Raw genomic sequence first — 22,516 nt, forward strand, 5'->3', positions numbered from 1 at the left:
AACTGCCCCCGGCCGCCGCCGTCGTCATGACGATGGGCGCGCTGCACGAGGGCCACGCCGCCCTGATCCGCGCGGCCCGCGCCTACGCGGGCGACGGCCTCGTCACCGTCACCGTCTTCGTCAACCCCCTCCAGTTCGGGCCGAACGAGGACCTCGACCGCTACCCCCGCACCCTCGAAGCCGACGTCGTGCTGGCGCAGAAGGCCGGCGCCGACCACGTCTTCGCGCCCGCCACCGACGAGGTCTACCCCGGCGGCCGACCGCAGGTCCGTATCACCGCGGGACCCATGGGCGAGCGGTACGAGGGCGCGTCCCGGCCAGGCCACTTCGACGGCATGCTGACCGTCGTCGCCAAGCTGCTGCACCTCACGCGGCCCGCCGCGGCCTTCTTCGGGCAGAAGGACGCCCAGCAGCTCGCCCTGATCCGCCGCATGGTCACCGACCTGAACTTCCCCGTCGAGATCGTCGCCGTACCGACCGTGCGCGAGCCGGACGGCCTGGCGCTGTCCAGCCGCAACCGCTACCTGTCGGAGCGGGACCGCGAGCACGCGCTGGCCCTGTCCCGCGCCCTGTTCGCGGGCCGGGACGCGGCCGGTGGCGGCCCGGACGCCGTACGACGGGCGGCAGGCCACGTCCTGGCCACGGCCGACGGCCTCGCCGTCGACTACCTGGCCCTCATCGACCCCGCCGACTTCACCGAAGCCGCGCCGGACCACGCGGGCCCCGCCGTCCTCGCCGTCGCCGCCAAGGCCGGCACCACCCGCCTGATCGACAACCTCCCGCTGGAGTTCGGAGCCGCCGAATGAACGGAACCAGAGCCACAAGCGTGAGTACCGGCATCCGCCTGTACGCCGCCGAGCCCGGCTGGACGCTGACCTCCGACGTGGTCGTGGTCGGCTCGGGCGTCGCGGGCCTCACCGTCGCCCTGCGCTGCGCCGCCGCGGGAGCGAAGGTCACCGTCGTGACCAAGGCGCACCTGGACGACGGCTCGACCCGCTGGGCGCAGGGCGGCATAGCCGCGGCCCTCGGCGAGGGCGACACCCCCGAGCAGCACCTGGCCGACACCCTCGTCGCGGGCGCGGGCGTCTGCGACGAGACGGCCGTCGCCACCCTGGTCACCGAGGGCCCCGCCGCGGTGCGCCGCCTCATCGCGACCGGCGCGCACTTCGACACCGACAAGACCAGCGGCGAGATCCTGCTGACCCGCGAGGGCGGCCACCACCGCCGCCGGATCGTCCACGCGGGCGGCGACGCGACCGGCGCCGAGGTCTCCCGCGCGCTGATCGAGGCGGTCCGCGAAGCCAATATCGACTTCGTCGAGAACGCGCTGGTCCTCGACCTGCTCACCGACGCCGAGGGCCGCACCGCGGGCGTCACCCTGCACGTGATGGGCGCCGGGCAGCGCGACGGCGTCGGAGCCGTACGCGCCCGCGCCGTCGTCCTGGCCACCGGCGGCATGGGCCAGGTGTTCTCGGCGACCACCAACCCGGCGGTGTCGACGGGCGACGGCGTGGCGCTGGCGCTGCGCGCGGGCGCCGAGGTCAGCGACCTGGAATTCGTCCAGTTCCACCCGACCGTGCTGTGGCTGGGCCCGGACGCCGAGGGCCAGCAGCCGCTGGTCTCGGAGGCGGTACGCGGCGAGGGCGCGCACCTGGTGGACGCCGACGGGGTCCGCTTCATGGTCGGCCAGCACGAACTGGCCGAACTGGCCCCGCGCGACATCGTCGCCAAGGGCATCACGCGGCGGATGCAGGAGACCGGCGCCGAGCACATGTACCTCGACGCCCGGCACTTCGGCGCCACCATGTGGGAGGAGCGTTTCCCCACCATCCTGGCCGCCTGCCGCGCCCACGGCATCGACCCCGTCACCGAGCCGATCCCGGTCGCGCCCGCCGCGCACCACGCGTCCGGCGGCGTCCGTACCGACCTCCTCGGCCGTACGACCGTCCCCGGCCTGTACGCGTGCGGCGAGGTCGCCTGTACGGGCGTGCACGGCGCGAACCGGCTCGCGTCGAACTCGCTCCTCGAAGGGCTGGTCTTCGCCGAGCGGATCGCCGCCGACATCGTCGCCGACCCGACGGTGCCGGGCGAGCCCGTCATCCCGGAGCCCGCGCACACCCCGCTGCTGGCCTCCGAGGCGCGCTACGAGGTGCAGCGGATCATGTCGGCGGGCGCGGGCGTCCTGCGCAGCGCCGACAGCCTGGCCACCGCGGCGGGCGCGCTGGAACGGCTGCACACCGCGGCCGTCGAGGAGTACGACAGGGACGGCAAGACCGCCGAGCCGTGCGTCGAGACCTGGGAGGCGACCAATCTGGGCCTGGTCGCCCGGGTGCTGGTCGCCGCCGCCCGCCGCCGCGAGGAGACCCGCGGCTGCCACTGGCGCGAGGACCGTCCCGACCGCGACGACCGGGCGTGGCGCCGGCATCTCGTCGTACGCCTCACCCCGCACCGCACGCTCGCGGTGCACACCACCGAAGGCACGGACTTCCCGCCGACCGGCGGCGGCACGGGGGACACCCGGGGCGGCGCCCCCGGGACCGCTCCGATCGTGGATGATGGGGCCGCCCCCAACGGCACCGCGCCGGACGCCGCGCCCAGTACCGCGAACCGTCCGCCGCACGCCGCTCGGAATCCGAAGGAGCCCTCGTGACCACCCCCGACCGTCCCCGGCCCGTCGCCCTCCCGCTGCCGCAGATCGGCCCGCCGAGCGAGGTGACCGGCGGCGGCTGCGGTGACGGCTGCGGCTGCGGCGCGGGCGAGGCGTACGACGACGCGTACGGCCTCGACCCGCTGGAGTGCGGCCTCGACCCCGACCTGGCGCAGCTCCTGATGGACGCGGGCCTTGACCCGGTGCAGGTCGAGGACATCGCGCACATGGCGATCGAGGAGGATCTGGACCAGGGCGTGGACGTCACGACCGTGGCGACCGTCCCCGAGGACGCCTTCTCCACCGGCGACTTCACCGCCCGCGAGGCGGGCACCGTGGCGGGCCTGCGGGTCACCGAGGCGGTGCTGTCGGTGGTGTGCACCGACGAGTTCGAGGTCGAGCGGCACGTGGAGGACGGCGACCGGGTCGCGGCCGGGCAGAAGCTGCTCACCGTGCGCACCCGCACCCGCGACCTGCTGACCGCCGAGCGCAGCGCGCTCAATCTGCTGTGCAGGCTCTCCGGTATCGCCACCGCCACCCGCGAGTGGGCCGACGTGCTGGAGGGCACCTCCGCGAAGGTCCGCGACACCCGCAAGACGACACCGGGCCTGCGGGCGCTGGAGAAGTACGCGGTCCGCTGCGGCGGCGGCGTCAACCACCGGATGTCGCTGTCGGACGCGGCGCTGGTCAAGGACAACCACGTGGTCGCGGCGGGCGGCGTGGCGCAGGCGTTCAAGCTGGTCCGCGAGGAGTTCCCCGATCTGGCGGTCGAGGTCGAGGTCGACACGATGCACCAGGTGCGCGAGGTGCTGGACGCGGGCGCCGACCTGATCCTGCTGGACAACTTCACCCCGGCCGAGACCGCGGAGGCCGTCGCGCTGGTCGCGGGCCGCGCGGTGCTGGAGTCCTCGGGCCGCCTCACCCTGGACACCGCCCGCGCCTACGCCGAGACCGGCGTGGACTACCTGGCGGTCGGCGGCCTCACCCACTCCTCCCCGATCCTGGACATCGGCCTCGACCTGCGCGCGGACGCCGCGGGCCGGCGAGCGGAAGCGTAGGGGCGCATGCTGCTCACCATCGACGTCGGCAACACCCACACCGTCCTCGGGCTGTTCGACGGGGAGGAGATCGTCGAGCACTGGCGGATCTCCACCGACCCGCGCCGTACCGCCGACGAACTGGCCGTACTGCTCCAGGGCCTGATGGGGATGCACCCGCTGCTCGGCGACCTCGGCGACGGCATCGACGGCATCGCGATCTGCTCGACGGTGCCGTCGGTGCTGCACGAGCTGCGCGAGGTGACCCGCCGCTACTACGGCGACGTCCCGTCGATCCTGGTCGAGCCGGGCGTCAAGACCGGTGTGCCGATCCTGGTCGACCACCCCAAGGAGGTCGGCTCCGACCGGATCATCAACTCGCTGGCCGCCGTGCACCTCTACGGCGGCCCGTGCATCGTCGTGGACTTCGGCACGGCGACCACCTTCGACGCGGTGTCGGCGCGCGGGGAGTACGTGGGCGGCGCCATCGCGCCCGGCATCGAGATCTCGGTGGACGCGCTCGGCATGCGCGGGGCGCAGCTGCGCAAGATCGAGCTGGCCAGGCCGCGCAGCGTCATCGGCAAGAACACGATCGAGGCCATGCAGTCCGGCATCCTCTACGGTTTCGCCGGGCAGGCCGACGGCATCGCCGAGCGGATGGCGCGCGAGCTGGCCGACGACCCGGACGACGTGACCGTGATCGCGACGGGCGGCCTGGCGCCGCTGGTCCTGGGCGAGGCGTCGATCATCGACGAGCACGAGCCCTGGCTGACGCTGATCGGACTGCGGCTGGTGTACGAGCGGAACGTCCAGACGTCGTAGCGCCCGGGGTGTACGCCGTGTCGCCCGGCGTGTCTCGCCGTGTCGCCCGGCGGTACGGGGCGGCTCCGGGCCGTACGGGGGGCTTGCGGCGGTACGGGGCGGGCGACGCACCCGAGTGCGCGAGGATGCGTGTGATTTGTCCGGTTAAAGACTAATCTTTCGCTATGCCCACGCCACACGGAAACCGAGGCGGGATGGCGTTCAGCGCGGACGAACTGCGCGTGCTGCGCCGAGCCCTGGCGGAAGTCCTGTCCCCTTACGCGGGCCGGACCGACACCGCCGCCGCCGACGCCGTGCTCGCGCCGCGCCCGGCCGAGCACGTACGCCCGGCGGAACAGCTCCGCGGACCCGTACGCCCCGCCGCACAGGCGCGCGTACCGGCGCGGCCCGCCGAGCACGTACAGGAATACCTCCGGCTCGTGCACGCCGTGGACGACGCGGTGGCCGAGGCGGGACGGCTGCGGTCGTTCCTGCTGGACGAGCTGAGCCGGTACCGGCAGGCGCTGCCCGGAAGCGCGGGCGGGTATCTGGAACGGCTCACCGCCGCGCTCGCCGGCGGCTACGTACCCGGCGCGGACGACCTCGCCGCACTGCGCCGCCTGCGTGCCGCACCGAGCGGAACCCCGGAGTACCGGCGGCGCACCGCACTGCTGCGCCGCTGCGAAACCCTCGCAGAGAACGACGTACGACTCCGTCTGGAGGCCCATATGACCACGTCGCGCCGCCTGCTCGCCCTTCCGGGCGCCCGTTCCGCCACCGCCGCGGACCCGGCGGAGAAGAAGCCGTCCCCGGCTCCTTCGCCCCGCCCGAAGTCCCCGACGCCGTCCCCCTCGCCGGGGCCCGGCGAGGGCGCGCCCAAGCGCCCGCCGACGCCCGCCGAGATCTGGCCGCCCGGCCGCAAGCCCGCCGCGCCCAAGCGGGACGACGAGGCCCGCTCGGCCTGACGGGCCCCGCCGCACCCACCCGCCGTCGGCGGCGCGGGAGGCGTGGCTACGCTGGTCGGTATGGACTACGTATCCGCGATCGTGCCGCCGCTGGTGATGGCGATCCTCTTCATCGCCGTCATCGTGACGATCATCAAGAATCAGGGCGGGGCCAACAAGGCCAAGGAGGACGCGGCGGTGGACGCCGCCTTCGCCCGCGCCGAGGCCGCGCGCCAGCCCTCCGCCGAGGACCGCTGACGCCCGCCGCGGCATTTGACGGCCAAGAAAATCAATATCATCTGATACTTGGCCGAAGATCCATGCCCGATCCACGGACCGGTGCGCGGCGCCCGACAAGGCGCCGTGCGCCGGTCCGACCCGTTTGGTCCCGATAAGCGGAACGTCTGCGGCTAGTATCCGGAATGTGCCCCGGCCATTGGGAGACCTCGAAGACGCCGTCATGACGCGAGTGTGGGAGTGGAACCGACCGGTCACGGTTCGTGAGGTCCTGGAGGATCTCTCACGGGATCGATCCATCGCGTACACAACTGTCATGACCGTAATGGACAACCTGCGCCAGAAGGGCTGGCTCCGCCGCGAGGAGGAAGGCCGCGCTTATCGTTATGAGGCCGTTTCGACGCGTGCCGCATACTCTGCCGCACTGATGAACGAAGCGTGGTCCGCGAGCGACAACCCGGCCGCCGCGCTCGTCCACTTCTTCGGCATGATGTCTCCGGAACAGCGTGAAGCGGTCCGTGACGCATTGCGCATCATCCAGTCCGTCGACCCCTCCGGTCCTGCGGATCCCGAAGGGCGATAGCGTCCGCACATGCCCCTCATGTCGAATGACGTCACCATCCGCCGGGCGCGCACCGGCGATGTCGCCGCGGTACGGACGCTGCTCGACTCCTATGTGCGTGACGGCATCCTGCTCGACAAGCCGACAGTGACCCTTTATGAGGACATCCAGGAGTTCTGGGTCGCGGAACGGGACGAGGACGCGAACGTGGTCGCGTGCGGCGCCCTGCACGTGATGTGGGAGGACCTGGCCGAGGTCAGGACGTTGGCGGTGGACCCGACGCAGCGCGGCAAGGGTGTCGGCCACCAGTTGCTGGCAAAGTTGCTGCACACCGCACGCTGGCTGGGAGTCCGCCGAATTTTCTGCCTCACCTTCGAAGTGGACTTCTTCGCGAAGCACGGCTTCGTGGAGATCGGGGAGACGCCGGTCGACGGCGATGTCTTCGGCGAGCTCCTCCGTTCCAATGACGAGGGTGTCGCGGAGTTCCTGGACCTGGAGCGAGTGAAACCGAACACCTTGGGCAACAGCCGCATGCTGCTGCAACTCTGACCGTTCCGGTTTGTCCGGATCGCGCTACCTCGCGGGCGCCCGTTCGTGCAAGGGGTTTGTGTTTTTCCCGCAAAGGCGCTTTGCTTTTACCGTTAATCCGTTTTCGATGAAAGGGAAGCCGGTGGCTCAGAAGGTCCAGGTTCTTCTTGTTGACGACCTCGACGGCGGCGAGGCGGACGAGACCGTCACGTTCGCTCTCGACGGTGTGACCTACGAGATCGACCTCACCACCGCGAATGCTGACAAGCTCCGCGGGCTGCTCAACCCGTACACGGACAGTGGCCGTCGTACCGGCGGACGAGCCGGTCGTGGCCGTACCAAGGCGGTCCGCGGAGGCGGCGCTTCCGGTCCCGACACCGCGAAGATCCGTGCGTGGGCCAAGGAGAAGGGTTACGAGGTCAACGACCGCGGTCGTGTTCCGGCCACCATTCGTGAGGCGTACGAGAAGGCCCACGGCTGATCCTGGCTACGCGTCCGCAGCGTGATCCGGTGGCAGGCCGTCGCAAGGGCGGCCACCAGTGCCGTGAGCCCGATGGGTACCCCCGTTCCATCGGCTCCATCCGTGACACGCAGCGCGGGCACCGTGGACTCGACTTCGCACCCCGGTCGGGGAGGCCGCAGCCACACCGGCGCGGACCGGTCGTACGCGGCCTCCCGGCGGCCCCACTCGGGGTGCGCGGGCGCTCGCATCGGAGCGCCGGACCCCAGCGCCGTCAGATCCAGCCGGATACCGCCCCACTCCAGCCACTCCAGCAGCCCCGGCAGCTCCTCGGCGGATCCGGCGGCCACCAGCAGCCGGATCCGGTGGCCGTCCAGCGCCACCGGGCCGAGCTGGCCCGGCCGCGGGAAACGGTTCAGCATCGCCAGACCCGCCTCCGCGGGCACGTCCACCGCGTCGAACCGCACCCCGGTGACCAGACCCGGCGGCAGCGCCCCGGTGGTCGGCCACCCCAGTTCGTGCTCGTACCAGCCCATGCCGTGTGCAACTGCCCGCCGGGGCAGGGGTTACGGCGGTGACCACGTACCGTCGATGGGTGAACACGTTCGGTGTCGGCCGGAAGTGTCCGTAACGGCGCAAGGTTGTTCGCCCTTAGCGCACTCCCCAGCCGCTTTCGGCATGGAGTGTCCTGGGCAGAGGGTAAGAAGTACCTAGTGGGAAGGGCTGGTGTTCGAGCAGGCGAGGGCGTGCGTTCGCCACGGGCGTACTTGATAAAGGGGTATTCGCCTGGCCTGCGGGAACATCGTCTCGCACCATCGAGGTTGTGTGAGTGACGTCAGCCGGTAGCGCAGCTTTCCTCGCGCGAGCGGGGGTGGATACGTGAGCGGCGCCGCTGTGCGGGACTAGCATGCGGAAGGACAGGGAGGGGACCGACCCCTCACTGCCCGACCGCTCTGAGGAGCGATTAACGATGTTCGAGAGGTTCACCGACCGCGCGCGGCGGGTTGTCGTCCTGGCTCAGGAAGAAGCCCGGATGCTCAACCACAACTACATCGGCACCGAGCACATCCTCCTGGGCCTGATCCACGAGGGTGAGGGTGTCGCCGCTAAGGCCCTGGAGAGCCTCGGGATTTCGCTCGAGGCGGTCCGCCAGCAGGTGGAGGAGATCATCGGCCAGGGCCAGCAGGCCCCGTCCGGCCACATCCCCTTCACCCCCCGGGCGAAGAAGGTCCTGGAGCTGTCGCTCCGCGAGGCCCTCCAGCTCGGCCACAACTACATCGGCACCGAGCACATCCTGCTCGGCCTGATCCGCGAGGGCGAGGGCGTCGCAGCCCAGGTCCTGGTGAAGCTGGGCGCCGATCTCAACCGGGTCAGGCAGCAGGTCATCCAGCTCCTGTCCGGCTACTCCGGCGGGAAGGAGTCGGCCACGGCAGGCGGCCCGGCCGAGGGCACCCCCTCGACCTCGCTCGTCCTCGACCAGTTCGGCCGCAACCTGACCCAGGCCGCTCGTGAGACCAAGCTCGACCCGGTGATCGGGCGCGAGAAGGAGATCGAGCGGGTCATGCAGGTGCTGTCCCGCCGCACCAAGAACAACCCCGTGCTCATCGGCGAGCCCGGCGTCGGCAAGACCGCCGTCGTCGAGGGTCTGGCCCAGGCGATCGTCAAGGGCGAGGTGCCCGAGACGCTGAAGGACAAGCAGCTCTACACGCTTGACCTCGGCGCCCTGGTCGCCGGCTCCCGCTACCGCGGTGACTTCGAGGAGCGCCTGAAGAAGGTCCTCAAGGAGATCCGCACCCGCGGCGACATCATCCTGTTCATCGACGAGCTGCACACCCTGGTCGGCGCCGGTGCCGCCGAGGGCGCGATCGATGCCGCCTCCATCCTCAAGCCCATGCTGGCCCGCGGTGAGCTCCAGACCATCGGCGCCACCACGCTGGACGAGTACCGCAAGTACCTGGAGAAGGACGCGGCCCTCGAGCGCCGCTTCCAGCCCATCCAGGTCGCGGAGCCGTCGCTCCAGCACACCATCGAGATCCTCAAGGGCCTGCGCGACCGGTACGAGGCGCACCACCGGGTGTCCATCACGGACTCCGCCCTGGTGGCCGCCGCGACCCTGGCCGACCGGTACATCTCGGACCGCTTCCTGCCGGACAAGGCGATCGACCTGATCGACGAGGCCGGTTCCCGGATGCGCATCCGCCGGATGACCGCGCCGCCGGACCTGCGCGAGTTCGACGAGAAGATCGCCGACGTGCGCCGCGAGAAGGAGTCCGCGATCGACTCGCAGGACTTCGAGAAGGCGGCCTCGCTCCGGGACAACGAGAAGCAGCTCCTCGCCGCGAAGACCAAGCGGGAGAAGGAGTGGAAGGCCGGCGACATGGACGTCGTCGCCGAGGTCGACGACGACCTGATCGCCGAGGTCCTGGCGACCGCCACCGGCATCCCGGTCTTCAAGCTGACCGAGGAGGAGTCCTCCCGCCTGCTGCGCATGGAGGACGAGCTGCACAAGCGCGTCATCGGGCAGCGGGACGCCGTCAAGGCGCTCTCCAAGGCCATCCGACGCACGCGTGCCGGTCTGAAGGACCCCAAGCGTCCCGGCGGCTCGTTCATCTTCGCCGGCCCGTCCGGCGTCGGTAAGACCGAGCTGTCCAAGGCGCTCGCCGAGTTCCTCTTCGGCGACGAGGACGCGCTGATCGCGCTCGACATGTCGGAGTTCAGCGAGAAGCACACCGTCTCGCGGCTCTTCGGCTCGCCTCCCGGCTACGTCGGGTACGAGGAGGGCGGCCAGCTCACCGAGAAGGTGCGCCGCAAGCCGTTCTCCGTCGTCCTCTTCGACGAGGTCGAGAAGGCCCACCCCGACATCTTCAACTCGCTGTTGCAGATCCTGGAGGACGGTCGCCTGACCGACTCCCAGGGCCGGGTCGTGGACTTCAAGAACACGGTGATCATCATGACCACCAACCTCGGCACCCGGGACATCTCCAAGGGCTTCAATCTGGGCTTCGCCGCCCAGGGCGACACGAAGTCCAACTACGAGCGGATGAAGAACAAGGTCAGCGACGAGCTGAAGCAGCACTTCCGCCCGGAGTTCCTGAACCGCGTCGACGATGTCATCGTCTTCCCGCAGCTCACCGAGGAGGACATCCTCCAGATCGTCGACCTCATGATCAGCCGGGTCGACGAGCGGCTGCGCGACCGCGACATGGGCATCGAGCTCAGCCCCGACGCCAAGGTGCTGCTCTCCAAGCGCGGCTACGACCCCGTCCTGGGCGCCCGGCCGCTGCGCCGGACCATCCAGCGCGAGATCGAGGACTCGCTCTCCGAGAAGATCCTCTTCGGCGAGCTGCGCCCCGGTCACATCGTCGTGGTCGACGTCGAGGGCGAGGGCGAGACGGCCAAGTTCACGTTCCGTGGCGAGGAAAAGGTCACGGTCGCGGACGCCCCGCCGGTGGAGACGGCGAGCGGGCCGAATCTGACCAAGGACGCGTAGCGCCTCCGGCGCGGTAGCGTCCGCCGCGACAGCGGCCTAGTAAGGGGCGGGCCCCGGACCAGCGGTAACGGTCCGGGGCCCGCCCCTTTTGTCACCTCGGGGCGTGGACGGTGACCTTCACGCGCGGGATGCGGTCGGCGTCGAGGACGGGGCCGGGGCCGGTGACCGTGACCTTGGTCAGAGCGGGAAGGGCCGCGAGCGGCGCCAGGTCGACCGGGCCGGGGTCCCTGGGGCAACGCGCTTCCGTGATGGCGGTCGTGAGCTGCGAACCGAGCCAAAAGAACGACCGCGGCGTCTCCACCGATGGACCACGCCACCTGGACGACGGCCGAGGCCTCGTCGCGGCTCAGCCTTTCCGGGCCCGGAAGCAGTTCCAGGACCAGCGGGCCGACGCTCACCAGTCCTTGGACGTCCTCGGCCGTCCGTGGCGGGATGAGCCTCTCCGCACGATGCACCACCTCCGCGCGGACCCGCGGGTCCAGCTCTGTGGCGTGTTCCAGGCACGCCGTCGCCAGCAGGTGCAGCCGGGCTGAGTGGTCCGGCTCCGCGTCGCCGCGCTCGATCAGCTTCCGCAGCAGCCTGGCCCGCTCGGCCGGGCGGCCGTGGGCGACGGCCATGCGGATGACGTCGGCCCACTGGTCGTGGTGGGCGTTGGCGGCCAGCAGGTCGAAGTCGAGGTCTTCGACGGCTGCGCGGGCGGCCAGGAAGTCCTGGAAGGTGCGGTGGATGAAGTCGACCGTGTCCGGCGTGGGCTCGCGCAGCAGCCCGCTGCGGTCGCGCAGGTGGCAGTAGACGGAGGCGCTGTCGCCGAGCGCGGCGGCGGACGGCATCGCGGGCAGGGCGGCTGAGATCAGGCGCATGGCGTCGGAGATGTCCATCTCGGCCTGGCCGTTCTTCACCAGCCAGTACGCCAGCTTCTGGAGGAGCTGGATCTGCGGTTCCTCGGTGAGCGGGGTCGCCAGATCGCGTTCGCGGTCACGGCGGATCAGCAGCATGCCGAGGGCGGCGTCGTACAGCTCCTTGCGGCCGGTGGGGAGGTAGCCGCTGCGGTCGCGGTGCAGGGCGCAGATGAGGCCGCACATGAGCGGGTTCGTGGCGAGCCGGGCCAGGTCCTGCTTGGTGTGGAGGGCGTCGAGGAGGGTGCGCTGGTACGTGTCGAGGCGCGCCCGCTCCTCGGGCTCCTCGTCGGGGACGCTGGCGCGGGCGGCGTCGTGCCAGCGCTCGCTGAAGGCGCGGATGTCGCCCCGGCTCATGGGGGAGAGGGTCAGGTCGGTGAAGCCCTCGTCGGCGAGCCAGGAGTCGGAGACGGCCGTCGGGCGGGACGTGACCAGCCAGCGGTTGCCGGGATACGCGGCGAGCAGGCCGCGCAGCCAGTCGCCGACGCGCTCACGGGACCGTTCGTCGATCTCGTCCAGGCCGTCGATGAGGACCAGCCCGCGCCGTTCGGCCAGGACGTCCTCGGCCCAGTGCGACGGCGGGCTCAGCGGCACCTCGACGGCGCTCAGGAAGTCGGCGGGCGCGGGCAGCCGGTCGCGGCGGGCGATCGTACGGAGCGGGAGGACGTACGGGACCAGGCCGCGCAGGTGCTCCAGGTGCTCGCCCAGGTCCTGCCGGGCGGTGGCGACCGCCAGCCACTGCACGAGGGTGGTCTTGCCCGAGCCCGCGACACCCCGCAGCAGGACCCGGTCGTGCCCGGCGAGCGCCTGCTCCGCGGGGAGCGGGCGGTGGGCGCGCGGCGCGAGGTCTTCCATGGCCGGATCGGCCGTCGGTGTCGCCTCCAGGCTGTAGTAGGCGGCGTCCAGGGGCCAGGTGGCGCGTTTGCGGTCGGTGAGGTCGATGCCGAAGATGCGGAGCGTGCCGTGGCGTTTGACGAGGTAGGGGGCGTAGCGGGCCTCGAACGTGGAGCGGGGGTCGGTGAGCTGGCCGGGGGGCGGGACGAACAGGGGGGTGAAGCCCTGCTGGCTGAGGACACTGCGCAGGCCCGTGCCGTCGTAGGGGCGCTGGAGGAGTGTGACGGTGACGCGGCCGTGCTGCCAGCCGGTCGGGTCGGTGGTCACGACGCCGATCAGGACGTCACCCGCGAAGACGGCGGCGCCGGACATGCCCGCCCAGGGGGAGAGGCCGTCGGGGCGCGGCGCGGGCGGGGTGCCGTCGACGGTGAGTACGTCGCGGCCGCCGAGCAGGCCCGAGCCGGGCTTGTACGTACCGGTGAGCTGTTCGGTGTCGAGGCCGCCGCTCGCGTCGCGCTGGGCGTAGGGGAAGCCGATCGCCTGGCAGTCGGGGACGGTGACCCTGGCCTCGTCCGTGCCCGCCACGAGATGCGCGGCCGTCAGGACCAGCGTGGGCGTCAGCAGGTAGCCGCTGCCCTGGACGCCTCGGCTGCGGACGACCGTCAGCCGCTCCCGTAAGAGCCCGCTCACCGGGGCGGCCGGGGCGCGTCACCCGGCAGGGTGCCCTCGTCCGGGGCGGCGATCTCCACCGGCCGGCCCGTCGCCGCGTCCTTCGGGCGGAGCGTGAAGGAGACCGTGTGGGTGCGGCCCGTGGTGCGGGCGGTGTCGGCGCCCGCTTCGACGACCACGGCCTTGATCCCGCCGTGGCCGGTGCGGACGCGTTCGAGGGTGACGGCGAATTCCATGTGGATCTCGCCGACCTCGAAGCGGACGGCTTGGCCCGCGCCGCGGGCGGCGCCCGTGACGAGGCCGTGGCGGACGGCTTCGACGGCGTCGGCCAGGTCGATGGCGTCGAGCGGTGTGTGCGGCAGATCCGGCATGGAGCCCCCCTTGTGTCCGGGCCTCACGATAGGGGCGGGAATGTGACCCGCGCCACGAATTGGTGGAAGGGGGCGGGTTCTAAGGGGCGGGGAAGGGGCGGGGAAGTGGCGGCGGAAGTGGCGGCGGTCACAGGTCCTTGGTCCCGGTGGAATTCGCCGGATCGCGTGGCGAGGTGATGTGCCCCATGTGAGCCAGGCCACTTACTAAGCGAAATAGTGGCGGGTTCGCGGGGTGTGCGGAGCCTGTGGATCACGCACAGGCGGGGGACAGGGAAGTGAAGGGGCGGGGCCCTTGATGCCCGTTTTGGTGCGACTTGAGTGCGGGGGCGTACCGGGCATTCGACGTAAAAAGGGTGAAGGGAAGGGCGGAATCCGAGAGGTCGGCACTACGACCGCGCTTAGTAATAGGGGTCCTTGTGGTCCGGCGGAATGCCGCGTTACCAAGGATGGGCAACGAGCCGCAGTCGGATGTTTCGGATCTCCGGACCTGTTGCTCCCCCCTTTCAGTGAGGTTGTTTCTTCATGCGCAAGAACTCGACGATGAACCGTGCCCCGAAGTCCGTCACCCGTGGCCGTGTCGCGGTAGTGACGGGCGGACTGGTCGCGGCGCTCGCCCTGGGCTCGACGGCGGCGATCGCCGCTGACACGCAGCACGAGGGATTCCTCGCCGCCGGGACGGCGAGCAGCATCTCCGACGTGGTGCAGAAGCAGGCCAGCGGCCAGCAGGCCACCGCGGCCAAGGTGAAGGCCGACGCCGCGAAGACCAAGGCCGCCAACGAGGCCAAGGCCAAGGCCGCGGCCGACGCCAAGAAGCGCGCGGACGCCAAGGCCGCCGCCGACCGCAAGGCCCGCAGCGCGTCCTGGGTGACCCCGACCAGCGGTTACGTGATCGGCGCGGGGTACGCGCAGGCCGGTCCGCACTGGGCGCACACCCACTCCGGCCAGGACTTCGTCGTGCCGAGCGGCACGAGCGTGCGGGCCGCGCACACCGGCACCGTCGTGACGGCGGGCTGGGGCGGCGCGTACGGCAACAACATCGTGATCAAGCACGCGGACAACACGTACTCGCAGTACGGCCACCTGTCGCACATCGGCGTGCACGTCGGCCAGAAGGTGGACACCGGCCAGGAGATTGGCAAGTCCGGCTCCACCGGCAACTCGACCGGTCCGCACCTGCACTTCGAGATCCGCAAGACCCCGTACTACGGCTCCTCCGTCGAGCCGCTGCACTTCCTGCGCACGCACGGCGTGCACGTCTGACGTACGTCTGACGCACGTCCGACGCACGTCTGATCCCACCAGTCGTACAAGAGAGACGGCGGCCGTCAACATCCGGCCGCCGTCTCTACCCGTGCGAGGCCCCTCGGAAGAGCCCCTCAGCACCTCGCAAGCTCAGCACCTCGCAAGCTCAGCCCCTCGCAAGCTCAGCCCCCTCAGACCCCCGCCTCGGCCTCCGCCTGGGCGACCAGGTCGAGCGCGACGTCGAGAATGGCGGCGCGCTTGGCGGCCGGATCGCCCTCGATGTCGCGCATCGCGAACATCCCGGCGTGCATGGCGAAGAGCGCGGTCATGCAGCGCACCTGCGCGGGCATCGGCCACTCCGGCTCCCTCAGCAGCCCGCTCAGCGAGCCGATCTTGCCCTTGAAGGACTCGCCGATGCTCAGCTCGCGCACAGTGGCCTGGTTCTCCTGGAAGAACCGGAACAGCGCCTCCGCGCCCCACAGCGCCTCGCTGTAGCGGCGCAGCACCTCCTGCTTGGTGGCCAGCGTGCGCGGCTGCTCGTTGCCCCAGGCGATCAGCGCGTCGACCGGTTTCGACAGGTCCTGCGCGATGCTGATGAGGATGTCTTCCTTGGTTTTGAAGTGGTAGTAGAGCGCCGCTTTGGTGACGTCCAGATGCTCGGCGATCTCGCGCAGTGAGGTCTTCTCGTAGCCCTGCTCCGCGAAGAGTTCGAGGGCGACGTCCTGGATGCGGCGGCGGGTGTCGCCGCGGCGGGTCTGCGCTGTGACCATGGCTGTGCACTCCTGCTGCGCTCGCGTCGGGCAGACGGAGCCCGACCGGCTCGACGGGCTGTACGGGGCATGACGGTACGGCCTTGGTCAAACCCTACGCACTTACTTGACGCCCGGCTAGTTACGCCCGTACCTTCATTCCGTACCTAGCTAGCCGGGCGGCAAGTAAGCGGACGGCGAAGTGAGTGTCGCCGGACCCGGAGAACCGCCCTCACCGGGGGAGGACCCACCGCCATGTCCCAGACCGACACCGCCGCCGCCGTCAAGGCGGAGCCGCGACAGCGCAGTGTGCGCGTCGTCATGGCGGGCCTGCTGATCGCGATGATGCTCGCGATGCTCGACAACATGATCATCGGTACCGCGATGCCGACGATCGTCGGCGAACTCGGCGGGCTCAACCACCTGTCGTGGGTCGTCACCGCCTACACGCTGGCCACCGCCGCCTCCACCCCCATCTGGGGCAAGCTCGGCGACATGTACGGCCGCAAGGGCATCTTCCTCACGTCCATCGTGCTGTTCCTGCTCGGCTCCGCGCTCTCCGGCATGTCGCAGACCATGGACCAGCTCATCAGCTTCCGCGCCGTCCAGGGCCTGGGCGCCGGCGGTCTGATGGTCGGCGTGATGGCGATCATCGGCGAGATGATCCCGCCCCGCGAGCGCGGCAAGTACCAGGGCATGATCGCCGGTGTCATGGCCATCGCCATGATCGGCGGCCCGCTCGTCGGCGGCAGCATCACCGACAACTGGGGCTGGCGCTGGAGCTTCTACATCAACCTGCCGATCGGCGTCGTCGCCCTCGCGATGGTCACCATCGTGCTGCACCTGCCGAAGAAGCGGCGCTCGGGCCGTATCGACTACTGGGGCGCGTCGCTGCTCACCGTCGCGATCACCTCGCTGGTCCTGCTCACCACCTGGGGCGGCACGCAGTACGCCTGGGGCTCCGCGCAGATCATCGGCCTGCTCGTGCTCGGCCTCGTCTCGCTCGCGGCCTTCCTCTACGCCGAGACCCGCGCCGCCGAGCCGGTGCTGCCGCTGCGGATCTTCCGCAACAGCAACTTCTCGCTGATCTCGCTGGTCGGCTTCATCGTCGGCTTCACGATGTTCGGCGCGATGACCTTCCTGCCGCTGTACCAGCAGACCGTCCAGGGCGCCTCCGCGACCAACTCGGGACTCCTGCTGCTGCCGCTGCTCAGCGCCATGCTCGTCGTCTCCATGGTCGCCGGACGCATCACCACCTCCACCGGCAAGTACAAGATCTTCCCGCTGGTCGGCGGCGCCTTCATGACCTTCGGCCTGTTCCTGCTCTCCACCATGGACGTCAACACCAGCCGCTTCACCTCCGGCCTCTACATGGCCGTACTCGGCGTCGGCATGGGCTTCGTCATGCAGATCACGATGCTGATCGCGCAGAACAGCGTCGAGATGAAGGACATCGGCGTCGGCTCCTCGTCCTCCACCCTCTTCCGCACGATCGGCGGCTCCTTCGGCGTCTCGCTCTTCGGCGCCCTCTTCACGCACACCGTCTCCCACGGCATGGCCTCCAGCGCCGCCGGAGCCGGTTCCGGGGCCGCTGGAGCCGGTGCCCAGCTCGACCGGGCCACCATCGCCAAGTTCCCGCCGGCCGTGAAGGACGCGTACTTCCACGCGGTCGCCGACGGCACCCACACCGTCTTCCTGTGGGGCGCCGTCATCAGCGTCGTCGGCTTCGCCGCGGCCTGGTTCATCACCGAGACCCCGCTGCGCGCCGCGGCCCCCAAGACCGCCAGCTCCGAGGACGAACAGCCCCCGGTCCTGGCCGACGCCATCTGATCATCTGACCGGCAAGGCCCCGGCCCCCGGCCCCCGGCCGCTGGCCACCCGCTCCCCCCGGCTCCTCGGCCGGACCCGCTGCCCCGCGAAGTGCCGGACCCACGGCTACTCGCGGGGCAGCATCAGTTGCGCGACCGCGCCGCCGCCGTCCTCGGCGGGGACGTTGCGGAAGGTGAGGCGGGCGCCGAGGACGCGGGCCTGGCCGGTGGCGATCGTCAGGCCGAGGCCGTGGCCGCCGCCCGAGCGGGCGGCGGAGCCCGTACGGAAGCGGTTGGGGCCGTCGCGCAGGAGGTCCGGGGGGAAGCCGGGCCCGTGGTCGCGGACGCGCAGATAGGGGCCGTCGACCACCACCTCGACGGGGGCGCCGCCGTGCCGGGCGGCGTTGGCGAGCAGATTGCCGAGGATGCGCTCCAGGCGGCGCGGGTCGGTGGGCACGACGGCCTCCTCGGCCACCGTGACCGAGGCGTCCGGCGCCAGTGCCACGACGCGGCGGCGGACGAACTCGCCGAGCACCAGCTCCTGGAGGTCGGCCTGTTCCGCGGCGCCGTCCAGCCGCGCCACCTCCAGGACGTCCTCGACCAGCGTCCGCAGCGCGTGCACGCGGTCGCGCACCAGCTCCGAGGGGCGGCCGGGCGGCAGCAGCTCGGCGGCGGTGACCAGACCGGTGACCGGCGTCCGCAGCTCGTGCGCGATATCGGCCGTCACCCGCCGCTCGGCCTCCAGCCGCAGTTGCAGCGCGTCGGCCATCGCGTCCACGGCCCGCGCCAGCTCGTCCGTCTCGTCCCGTACGCGCCGGCCGCCGATCGCCTCGCGCACCCGTACCTCGGTGTCGCCGTCCGCGACCTTGCGGGCCGCGACCGCCGCCTTCCGCAGCCGCCGCGACATCCGGCCGCCGATCAGCACGCCGATCGCCGTACCGCCGACGACGACCGCGAGCGACCCGGCCACCAGCGCCTGGTCGAGGTCGTCCAGCACGGAGTAGCGGTCGGTGAAACCGGTCTTCAGCGACAGCACCCGGCCGTCCGCGGCGGGCGTCTCCGCCCACACCATCGGGTGACCGCCGGTGTCCTGCACATACGTGGCGCGCTGCCCCTTGGCCGCGAACTCCTTCAGCTCGCGCGGCAGCTCCGGGTCGTCGATCTTGGCGTAGAAGACCAGCCGCCCGGTCGTCTCGTAGATCCGCAGCGCCGACTGGACGCGCTCGTCCTGGACGTCACGGGTGCTGTTGATCATGCTGACCCGCGCGGCGTTGTGCACGACCAGGCTCAGCGCGAGCGCGACCAGCGCCGACACCACGGCGATGGCCGCGGCGATCTTCCAGCGCAGACCGGCACGGAACCAGCGCGGGCCGGTACCGAAGCGGCGCGGGCCGGTACGCAAGCGGCGCGGGCCGGTACGCGAGCGGCGCGGGGCTCCGGGGTACGAGGAGGCGGACGGCGAGTCCGCCGGACGGGACGGCACGCGACCTCAGGCCCGCAGCTTGTAGCCGAAACCGCGGACGGTCTCCAGCCGGTCCTGGCCGATCTTGGCGCGCAGCCGCTGCACATGGACGTCCACGACCCGCGTGTCGCCGCCCCACTCGTAGTCCCAGACCCGCTGGAGCAGCCGGTCGCGGGAGAGCACGGTGCCGGGCGCGCCCGCGAACTCAAGCAACAGCCGCATCTCGGTCGGGGTCAGCGCCAGCCGCTCCCCGGCCCGCGTGACCACCATGCCCTCGGGGTCGATCTCGATGTCCCCGAAGGAGAGCTGCGGCGCGTCGTCCAGCCCGTCGTCACCGCCCGCCGCCCGGAAGCGGCGCAGTACGGCGCGGATGCGCGCCACCAGCACCGCGCCGTCGAACGGCTTGGTCACGTAGTCGTCGGCCCCGGCCTCCAGGCCGAGCACGATGTCGATGGCGTCGGCCCGCGCCGACACCATGATCACCGGCACCGTCGACTCGTCCCTGATCCGGCGGCACAGCGACACGCCGTCCAGGCCCGGCACCATCACGTCGAGCAGCGCGAGGTCCGGCCTGCGGGCGCGGAAGGCCGTGAGCCCTTCCAGCCCGTCGGGCGCGGCCGTGACCTCGAAGCCGTCGCGTTCCAGCGCGAGAGTCGTCGCCTCGCGGATGACGTCGTCGTCCTCGACGAACAGGACATGAGTGGCGGCCACCGGGCTATTGTCCCTGGCCGTGCTGGACGGCGTCGCCGTCGGCCGACATCTGCGGGGCCGTCGAACCGGGAGCGGCGGGACTGCTCGGCCTGCCGGACACGCCGGAGGAGGGGGATTTGGCCGGCGCCGGGGTCGTGGTCTCCGCCGCCGGCACGCCGGGGTCGACCGGGTCCGACTTGGGCAGCGGCGCCGGGTCGGTCGAGGTCGGCTCGGGCGAGACGGTCGGCGTCCGCGCGCCGAAGTCCGAGAAGTCCCGCGCGACCTCGACGAAGCGCTGCCCGCGCCAGGCGTACGTGATCGACTCCTGCCCGGTCGGGTACGTCGCCGGGTCGTCGGTCCTGTACACCTCGTGGATGATCTGGAGCCGCCCGTCCTCGACGCTGCCGTAGACCGGCGGCTGCTCGTCCGCGAACACGTTCTGGTACTTGCCGTTGACCATCCGGTACACGTACGCGGCGATGCCGAGGCCGTCGCCGCACGTCGTCACGTTGATCACCAGGTCGGGGCCGTCGCCCGCCGTGAGGTCGCCCGAGTCGGTGTCCATCGGGTAACCGGCCCCCACGCACGGCGTCAGATCCTCGCGTACGTCCGCGCTGACGCTGTTGTCCTTGCGCACCATCGTGGCCAGCGCCACCTGGTCGGCGACGATCGCCGGGGCGACGGTGGACGGGGTCTTCACCCGGGTGGCGGCCGGCGCCGGGCCCTCGCGGCGGGCGCCGGTGGCGGCCGCACCGCAGCCTGCGACCACGACGCACGCGCACGCCAGCGCGCCCGTCGCGAGAGTCGAGGCTACGCGGCCCACACGCCCTCCATGCGTTCCATCGGTTCCCGGCCGAGCGCGGCCGGGTCCAGCGGGTCGGTCGATCCGGCCGACCCGGTCGAGCCGGCCGTGCCGAGCGGAGCGGCCGCGCCGAGCGGTCCGGTCGCGTCCGTCGAATGAGCCGGGTGCGTCGAGTATGCCGATTCCGGTTGGGACGCGTCACGCCCGGCAGAGTCCCGGTCCACCGCGTCCAGCCGGGAGTAGCCGTAGCGGCCGTGCTCCAGTTCGTACCGCAGCCGGGCCAGCGCCCGGTGCAGGGTGCTCTTCACCGTACCGGTCGACATGCCCAGCGCGCGGGCCGTCTCCTGGGTGGAGAGCTGGCCGTAGTGCCGCAGCATCACGACCTGCCGCTGCTTGGGCGCCAGCACCGTCATCACGTCGAGCAGCATCTCGCGGTCCGCGCGCTGCTCCGAGCCGTCGTCCACGCTCGCGTCCGGCAGCTCGCCCGTGGGCACCTCTTCCAGCTTCCGGTTCCGCCACCACTCGGTACGGGTGTTGATCATGACCCGGCGCATGTACGCGTCGGCCAGCGTCTTGTCGGCGATGCCCTCCCAGCGCGGATACGTCCGCACCAGCGCGGTCTGTACGAGGTCCTGCGCGTCGACCGGATTGGGCACCAGGCGGCGGGCGCTGCGCAGCAGGGCGTCCTGCCGAGTCCGCACGTACTCCTCGAACTCCAGTACCTCGCCGTTCCCCGCCATGGTGTGACTCCGTCCCGTGCCTGCCTGCCGCTGTCGTCGTTCCCTGCCGACATCGAGGACGCTACGGAGCGGATGTTGGGCTTTCGCCACCGCGAGCGCACAGCGGCCTCACAGCAACCCATCGGTTCTGTAACGGGTGGAATGCAAGCCGTGAATGGCTATGAATAGGCGCATTCTGCGATGAAACGGGCATTTGCGGACCCGGGGAGTCAGGCGTCACAGGGGGCGCGGCCCGCGAAAGCCGAGGTGGGAGTGGGGACGGGGGCGGGCACGCGGCACCGCCGGGGGAGGGCGCGCGGCACCGCCGGGCCCGGATCATCCGGAGACCGTGCCCGGCGGAGAGCTGTGACGGTTACGGCGCTGTGACGGATGCGGCGCTGAAGCGGATGCGGCGCGGTGACGGATACCGCGCGGTGACAGATACGGCGCTGCGGCGGATACGGCGGTGGCGGGTACGCCCTAGACCGGCAGCCGGTACACGCCGTCCGCCAGCGGCTCGACCAGGCCGTCCTCGACCAGGCCGTCCAGCGCCCGGGCCCGCTGCACCGGCTCGTGCCACACGGCGTCGAGCGCGGCCTGCGGTACGGGAGCGGTGGAGGCGCGCAGGACGGCCAGCAGCCGGCCGCGTACCTGCCGGTCGGTCCCGGCGTACGTCTGGCCCCGGCGCGGCGGCCCGTCGTGCGCGGGCGAACCGGCCAGCCGCCAGACGCAGCGCGCGGCGATCGGGCAGCGCCCGCACTCGGGGGAGCGGGCGGTGCACACCAGCGCGCCCAGCTCCATGGTGGCCGCCGCCCACCGCGCCGCGACCGGCTCCTCGGCCGGGAGGAGCGTCTGGGCGGTCCGCCGCTCGGCGGCCGTCGTCGCGTTCGGCGGATACGCGGTGCCGGTCACCGCGCGGGCGAAGACCCGCCGCACATTGGTGTCGAGCACGATGTGCCGCCGCCCGTAAGCGAAGGACGCGACGGCCGCCGCCGTGTACTCCCCGACACCGGGCAGGGCCAGCAACTGGCCGTGGTCCTCGGGTACTTCGCCGTCGTGCTGGGCCGCTATGGCGGTGGCCGCCGCGTGCAGCCGCAGCGCGCGGCGCGGATAGCCGAGCCGCCCCCAGGCGCGTACCGCCTCGCCGGGCGACTCCGCCGCGAGGTCGGCCGGGCGGGGCCAGCGGGCCAGCCACTCCTGGTGCACCGGCAGCACCCGGACGACCGGCGTCTGCTGGAGCATGAACTCACTGACCATCACCGACCACGCGCCCGCGTCCGGCCGCCGCCAGGGCAGATCGCGGGCGTGCTCGCCGAACCAGTCGATCACCAGGTCGTGCAGTTCGGTGACGGCGGCCGGGGGAGCCGGGGGGACCGCCGAACCCGCGGGGGCGGCCGGGGACGTGCGGGCTGAGGTGCTGACGGAAGCGTCGCGGATGTCGGTGCTCATGTCCTCCCGATCCTCGCACAGGCCACTGACAGCGACCGGCCGTCCCCTTAAACGTGATGATCGGCAAAGACCGGCCGCCGAGCGGCGGGTGTTGCGGCGAGGCGCGGGTGATCTCCCCT

At 71.6% G+C, this 22,516-nt stretch carries 20 protein-coding genes and 1 pseudogene; 12 read left to right on the forward strand and 9 right to left on the reverse strand.

Features of this window, described 5'->3' with window-relative positions:
* Window positions 1–26 precede the first annotated feature (26 nt).
* From panC to ACZ4EF_RS20305, 9 genes are all read left to right on the forward strand, one after another.
* Window positions 27–806, forward strand: a complete 780-nt coding sequence (panC, locus tag ACZ4EF_RS20265) for a pantoate--beta-alanine ligase (protein WP_391049788.1) — start codon at window positions 27–29, stop codon at window positions 804–806.
* Window positions 803–2,650: an L-aspartate oxidase gene (locus tag ACZ4EF_RS20270; RefSeq protein WP_467505771.1), complete on the forward strand. Its 1,848-nt coding sequence runs from the start codon at window positions 803–805 to the stop codon at window positions 2,648–2,650. Before panC ends, ACZ4EF_RS20270 begins: the two co-directional genes overlap by 4 nt.
* Window positions 2,647–3,705: a carboxylating nicotinate-nucleotide diphosphorylase gene (gene nadC / locus ACZ4EF_RS20275; protein WP_355342244.1), complete on the forward strand. Its 1,059-nt coding sequence runs from the start codon at window positions 2,647–2,649 to the stop codon at window positions 3,703–3,705. The genes ACZ4EF_RS20270 and nadC overlap by 4 nt, the downstream gene beginning before the upstream one ends.
* 6 nt (window positions 3,706–3,711) lie before the next feature.
* The gene (locus tag ACZ4EF_RS20280) at window positions 3,712–4,506 is read left to right on the forward strand and encodes a type III pantothenate kinase (RefSeq protein WP_355342247.1); all 795 of its coding nucleotides are present in this window, start codon (window positions 3,712–3,714) and stop codon (window positions 4,504–4,506) included.
* 164 nt (window positions 4,507–4,670) lie between these two features.
* Complete coding sequence (locus ACZ4EF_RS20285; RefSeq protein ID WP_467505773.1) at window positions 4,671–5,450, forward strand: hypothetical protein; 780 nt, start codon at window positions 4,671–4,673, stop codon at window positions 5,448–5,450.
* Between the two features lie 60 nt (window positions 5,451–5,510).
* Entirely contained in the window at window positions 5,511–5,687 is a 177-nt protein-coding gene (locus tag ACZ4EF_RS20290; protein ID WP_355342252.1) for a hypothetical protein, read from the forward strand.
* A 166-nt stretch (window positions 5,688–5,853) separates the two neighbouring features.
* Window positions 5,854–6,249, forward strand: coding sequence for a BlaI/MecI/CopY family transcriptional regulator (locus ACZ4EF_RS20295; protein ID WP_355342255.1), 396 nt, complete (start codon window positions 5,854–5,856; stop codon window positions 6,247–6,249).
* Window positions 6,250–6,258: 9 nt separating this feature from the next.
* Window positions 6,259–6,777, forward strand: coding sequence for an amino-acid N-acetyltransferase (locus ACZ4EF_RS20300; protein WP_355342258.1), 519 nt, complete (start codon window positions 6,259–6,261; stop codon window positions 6,775–6,777).
* Between the two features lie 121 nt (window positions 6,778–6,898).
* Window positions 6,899–7,237 carry a histone-like nucleoid-structuring protein Lsr2 gene (locus ACZ4EF_RS20305; protein ID WP_355342261.1) on the forward strand — a complete coding sequence of 113 codons (339 nt, stop codon included), beginning with the start codon at window positions 6,899–6,901 and terminating at the stop codon, window positions 7,235–7,237.
* On the opposite strand, the gene ACZ4EF_RS20310 is transcribed toward ACZ4EF_RS20305, so the two are convergent.
* Entirely contained in the window at window positions 7,168–7,752 is a 585-nt protein-coding gene (locus ACZ4EF_RS20310) for an SCO3374 family protein (RefSeq protein WP_355342264.1), read from the reverse strand. The two genes, ACZ4EF_RS20305 and ACZ4EF_RS20310, sit on opposite strands and share 70 nt — an antisense overlap.
* Window positions 7,753–8,186: 434 nt before the next feature.
* Here ACZ4EF_RS20310 and ACZ4EF_RS20315 point away from each other — a divergent pair, with 434 nt between their 5' ends.
* Complete coding sequence (locus ACZ4EF_RS20315; protein WP_355342267.1) at window positions 8,187–10,706, forward strand: ATP-dependent Clp protease ATP-binding subunit; 2,520 nt, start codon at window positions 8,187–8,189, stop codon at window positions 10,704–10,706.
* Window positions 10,707–11,923: 1,217 nt separating this feature from the next.
* Here the strand turns inward: ACZ4EF_RS20315 and ACZ4EF_RS20320 are convergent.
* Window positions 11,924–12,808, reverse strand: a pseudogene (locus tag ACZ4EF_RS20320) (NACHT domain-containing protein); the annotation flags it as partial.
* A gap of 314 nt (window positions 12,809–13,122) precedes the next feature.
* On the reverse strand, window positions 13,123–13,476 hold the full coding sequence (locus ACZ4EF_RS20325; protein WP_391049637.1) for a trypco2 family protein: 354 nt from the start codon (window positions 13,474–13,476) through the stop codon (window positions 13,123–13,125).
* A 522-nt stretch (window positions 13,477–13,998) separates the two neighbouring features.
* Between ACZ4EF_RS20325 and ACZ4EF_RS20330 the strand changes: the two genes are divergently transcribed.
* Window positions 13,999–14,736: a M23 family metallopeptidase gene (locus tag ACZ4EF_RS20330; protein WP_355342273.1), complete on the forward strand. Its 738-nt coding sequence runs from the start codon at window positions 13,999–14,001 to the stop codon at window positions 14,734–14,736.
* Between the two features lie 173 nt (window positions 14,737–14,909).
* Here the strand turns inward: ACZ4EF_RS20330 and ACZ4EF_RS20335 are convergent, their stop codons facing one another.
* Entirely contained in the window at window positions 14,910–15,488 is a 579-nt protein-coding gene (locus ACZ4EF_RS20335; RefSeq protein ID WP_355342276.1) for a TetR/AcrR family transcriptional regulator, read from the reverse strand.
* Between the two features lie 234 nt (window positions 15,489–15,722).
* Between ACZ4EF_RS20335 and ACZ4EF_RS20340 the strand changes: the two genes are divergently transcribed.
* Window positions 15,723–17,297: an MDR family MFS transporter gene (locus ACZ4EF_RS20340; protein WP_467505778.1), complete on the forward strand. Its 1,575-nt coding sequence runs from the start codon at window positions 15,723–15,725 to the stop codon at window positions 17,295–17,297.
* A 105-nt stretch (window positions 17,298–17,402) separates the two neighbouring features.
* Here the strand turns inward: ACZ4EF_RS20340 and ACZ4EF_RS20345 are convergent, their stop codons facing one another.
* From ACZ4EF_RS20345 to ACZ4EF_RS20365, 5 genes are all read right to left on the reverse strand, one after another.
* Window positions 17,403–18,758 carry a sensor histidine kinase gene (locus ACZ4EF_RS20345; RefSeq protein ID WP_467505780.1) on the reverse strand — a complete coding sequence of 452 codons (1,356 nt, stop codon included), beginning with the start codon at window positions 18,756–18,758 and terminating at the stop codon, window positions 17,403–17,405.
* A gap of 6 nt (window positions 18,759–18,764) precedes the next feature.
* Window positions 18,765–19,448: a two-component system response regulator CseB gene (gene cseB / locus ACZ4EF_RS20350; protein ID WP_355342294.1), complete on the reverse strand. Its 684-nt coding sequence runs from the start codon at window positions 19,446–19,448 to the stop codon at window positions 18,765–18,767.
* Window positions 19,449–19,452: 4 nt separating this feature from the next.
* Window positions 19,453–20,250, reverse strand: coding sequence for a hypothetical protein (locus ACZ4EF_RS20355; RefSeq protein WP_467505782.1), 798 nt, complete (start codon window positions 20,248–20,250; stop codon window positions 19,453–19,455).
* Window positions 20,238–20,969 carry a SigE family RNA polymerase sigma factor gene (locus ACZ4EF_RS20360; protein ID WP_391049628.1) on the reverse strand — a complete coding sequence of 244 codons (732 nt, stop codon included), beginning with the start codon at window positions 20,967–20,969 and terminating at the stop codon, window positions 20,238–20,240. The genes ACZ4EF_RS20355 and ACZ4EF_RS20360 overlap by 13 nt, the downstream gene beginning before the upstream one ends.
* A gap of 459 nt (window positions 20,970–21,428) precedes the next feature.
* Window positions 21,429–22,397: an HhH-GPD family protein gene (locus ACZ4EF_RS20365; RefSeq protein ID WP_391128120.1), complete on the reverse strand. Its 969-nt coding sequence runs from the start codon at window positions 22,395–22,397 to the stop codon at window positions 21,429–21,431.
* Window positions 22,398–22,516: the final 119 nt, after the last annotated feature.

This window comes from Streptomyces sp. NPDC025721, from assembly GCF_055558595.1.

What these genes read in the sequence shown, in the direction of transcription:
- panC (WP_391049788.1), top strand. Translation starts at nt 27, where the DNA reads ATGACGATGGGCGCGCTGCACGAGGGCCACGCCGCCCTGATCCGCGCG.
- ACZ4EF_RS20270 (WP_467505771.1), top strand. Translation starts at nt 803, where the DNA reads ATGAACGGAACCAGAGCCACAAGCGTGAGTACCGGCATCCGCCTGTAC.
- ACZ4EF_RS20280 (WP_355342247.1), top strand. Translation starts at nt 3,712, where the DNA reads ATGCTGCTCACCATCGACGTCGGCAACACCCACACCGTCCTCGGGCTG.
- ACZ4EF_RS20285 (WP_467505773.1), top strand. Translation starts at nt 4,671, where the DNA reads ATGCCCACGCCACACGGAAACCGAGGCGGGATGGCGTTCAGCGCGGAC.
- ACZ4EF_RS20290 (WP_355342252.1), top strand. Translation starts at nt 5,511, where the DNA reads ATGGACTACGTATCCGCGATCGTGCCGCCGCTGGTGATGGCGATCCTC.
- ACZ4EF_RS20300 (WP_355342258.1), top strand. Translation starts at nt 6,259, where the DNA reads ATGCCCCTCATGTCGAATGACGTCACCATCCGCCGGGCGCGCACCGGC.
- ACZ4EF_RS20310 (WP_355342264.1), bottom strand. Translation starts at nt 7,752, where the DNA reads ATGGGCTGGTACGAGCACGAACTGGGGTGGCCGACCACCGGGGCGCTG.
- ACZ4EF_RS20315 (WP_355342267.1), top strand. Translation starts at nt 8,187, where the DNA reads ATGTTCGAGAGGTTCACCGACCGCGCGCGGCGGGTTGTCGTCCTGGCT.
- ACZ4EF_RS20325 (WP_391049637.1), bottom strand. Translation starts at nt 13,476, where the DNA reads ATGCCGGATCTGCCGCACACACCGCTCGACGCCATCGACCTGGCCGAC.
- ACZ4EF_RS20330 (WP_355342273.1), top strand. Translation starts at nt 13,999, where the DNA reads ATGCGCAAGAACTCGACGATGAACCGTGCCCCGAAGTCCGTCACCCGT.
- ACZ4EF_RS20335 (WP_355342276.1), bottom strand. Translation starts at nt 15,488, where the DNA reads ATGGTCACAGCGCAGACCCGCCGCGGCGACACCCGCCGCCGCATCCAG.
- ACZ4EF_RS20340 (WP_467505778.1), top strand. Translation starts at nt 15,723, where the DNA reads ATGTCCCAGACCGACACCGCCGCCGCCGTCAAGGCGGAGCCGCGACAG.
- ACZ4EF_RS20360 (WP_391049628.1), bottom strand. Translation starts at nt 20,969, where the DNA reads ATGGCGGGGAACGGCGAGGTACTGGAGTTCGAGGAGTACGTGCGGACT.
- ACZ4EF_RS20365 (WP_391128120.1), bottom strand. Translation starts at nt 22,397, where the DNA reads ATGAGCACCGACATCCGCGACGCTTCCGTCAGCACCTCAGCCCGCACG.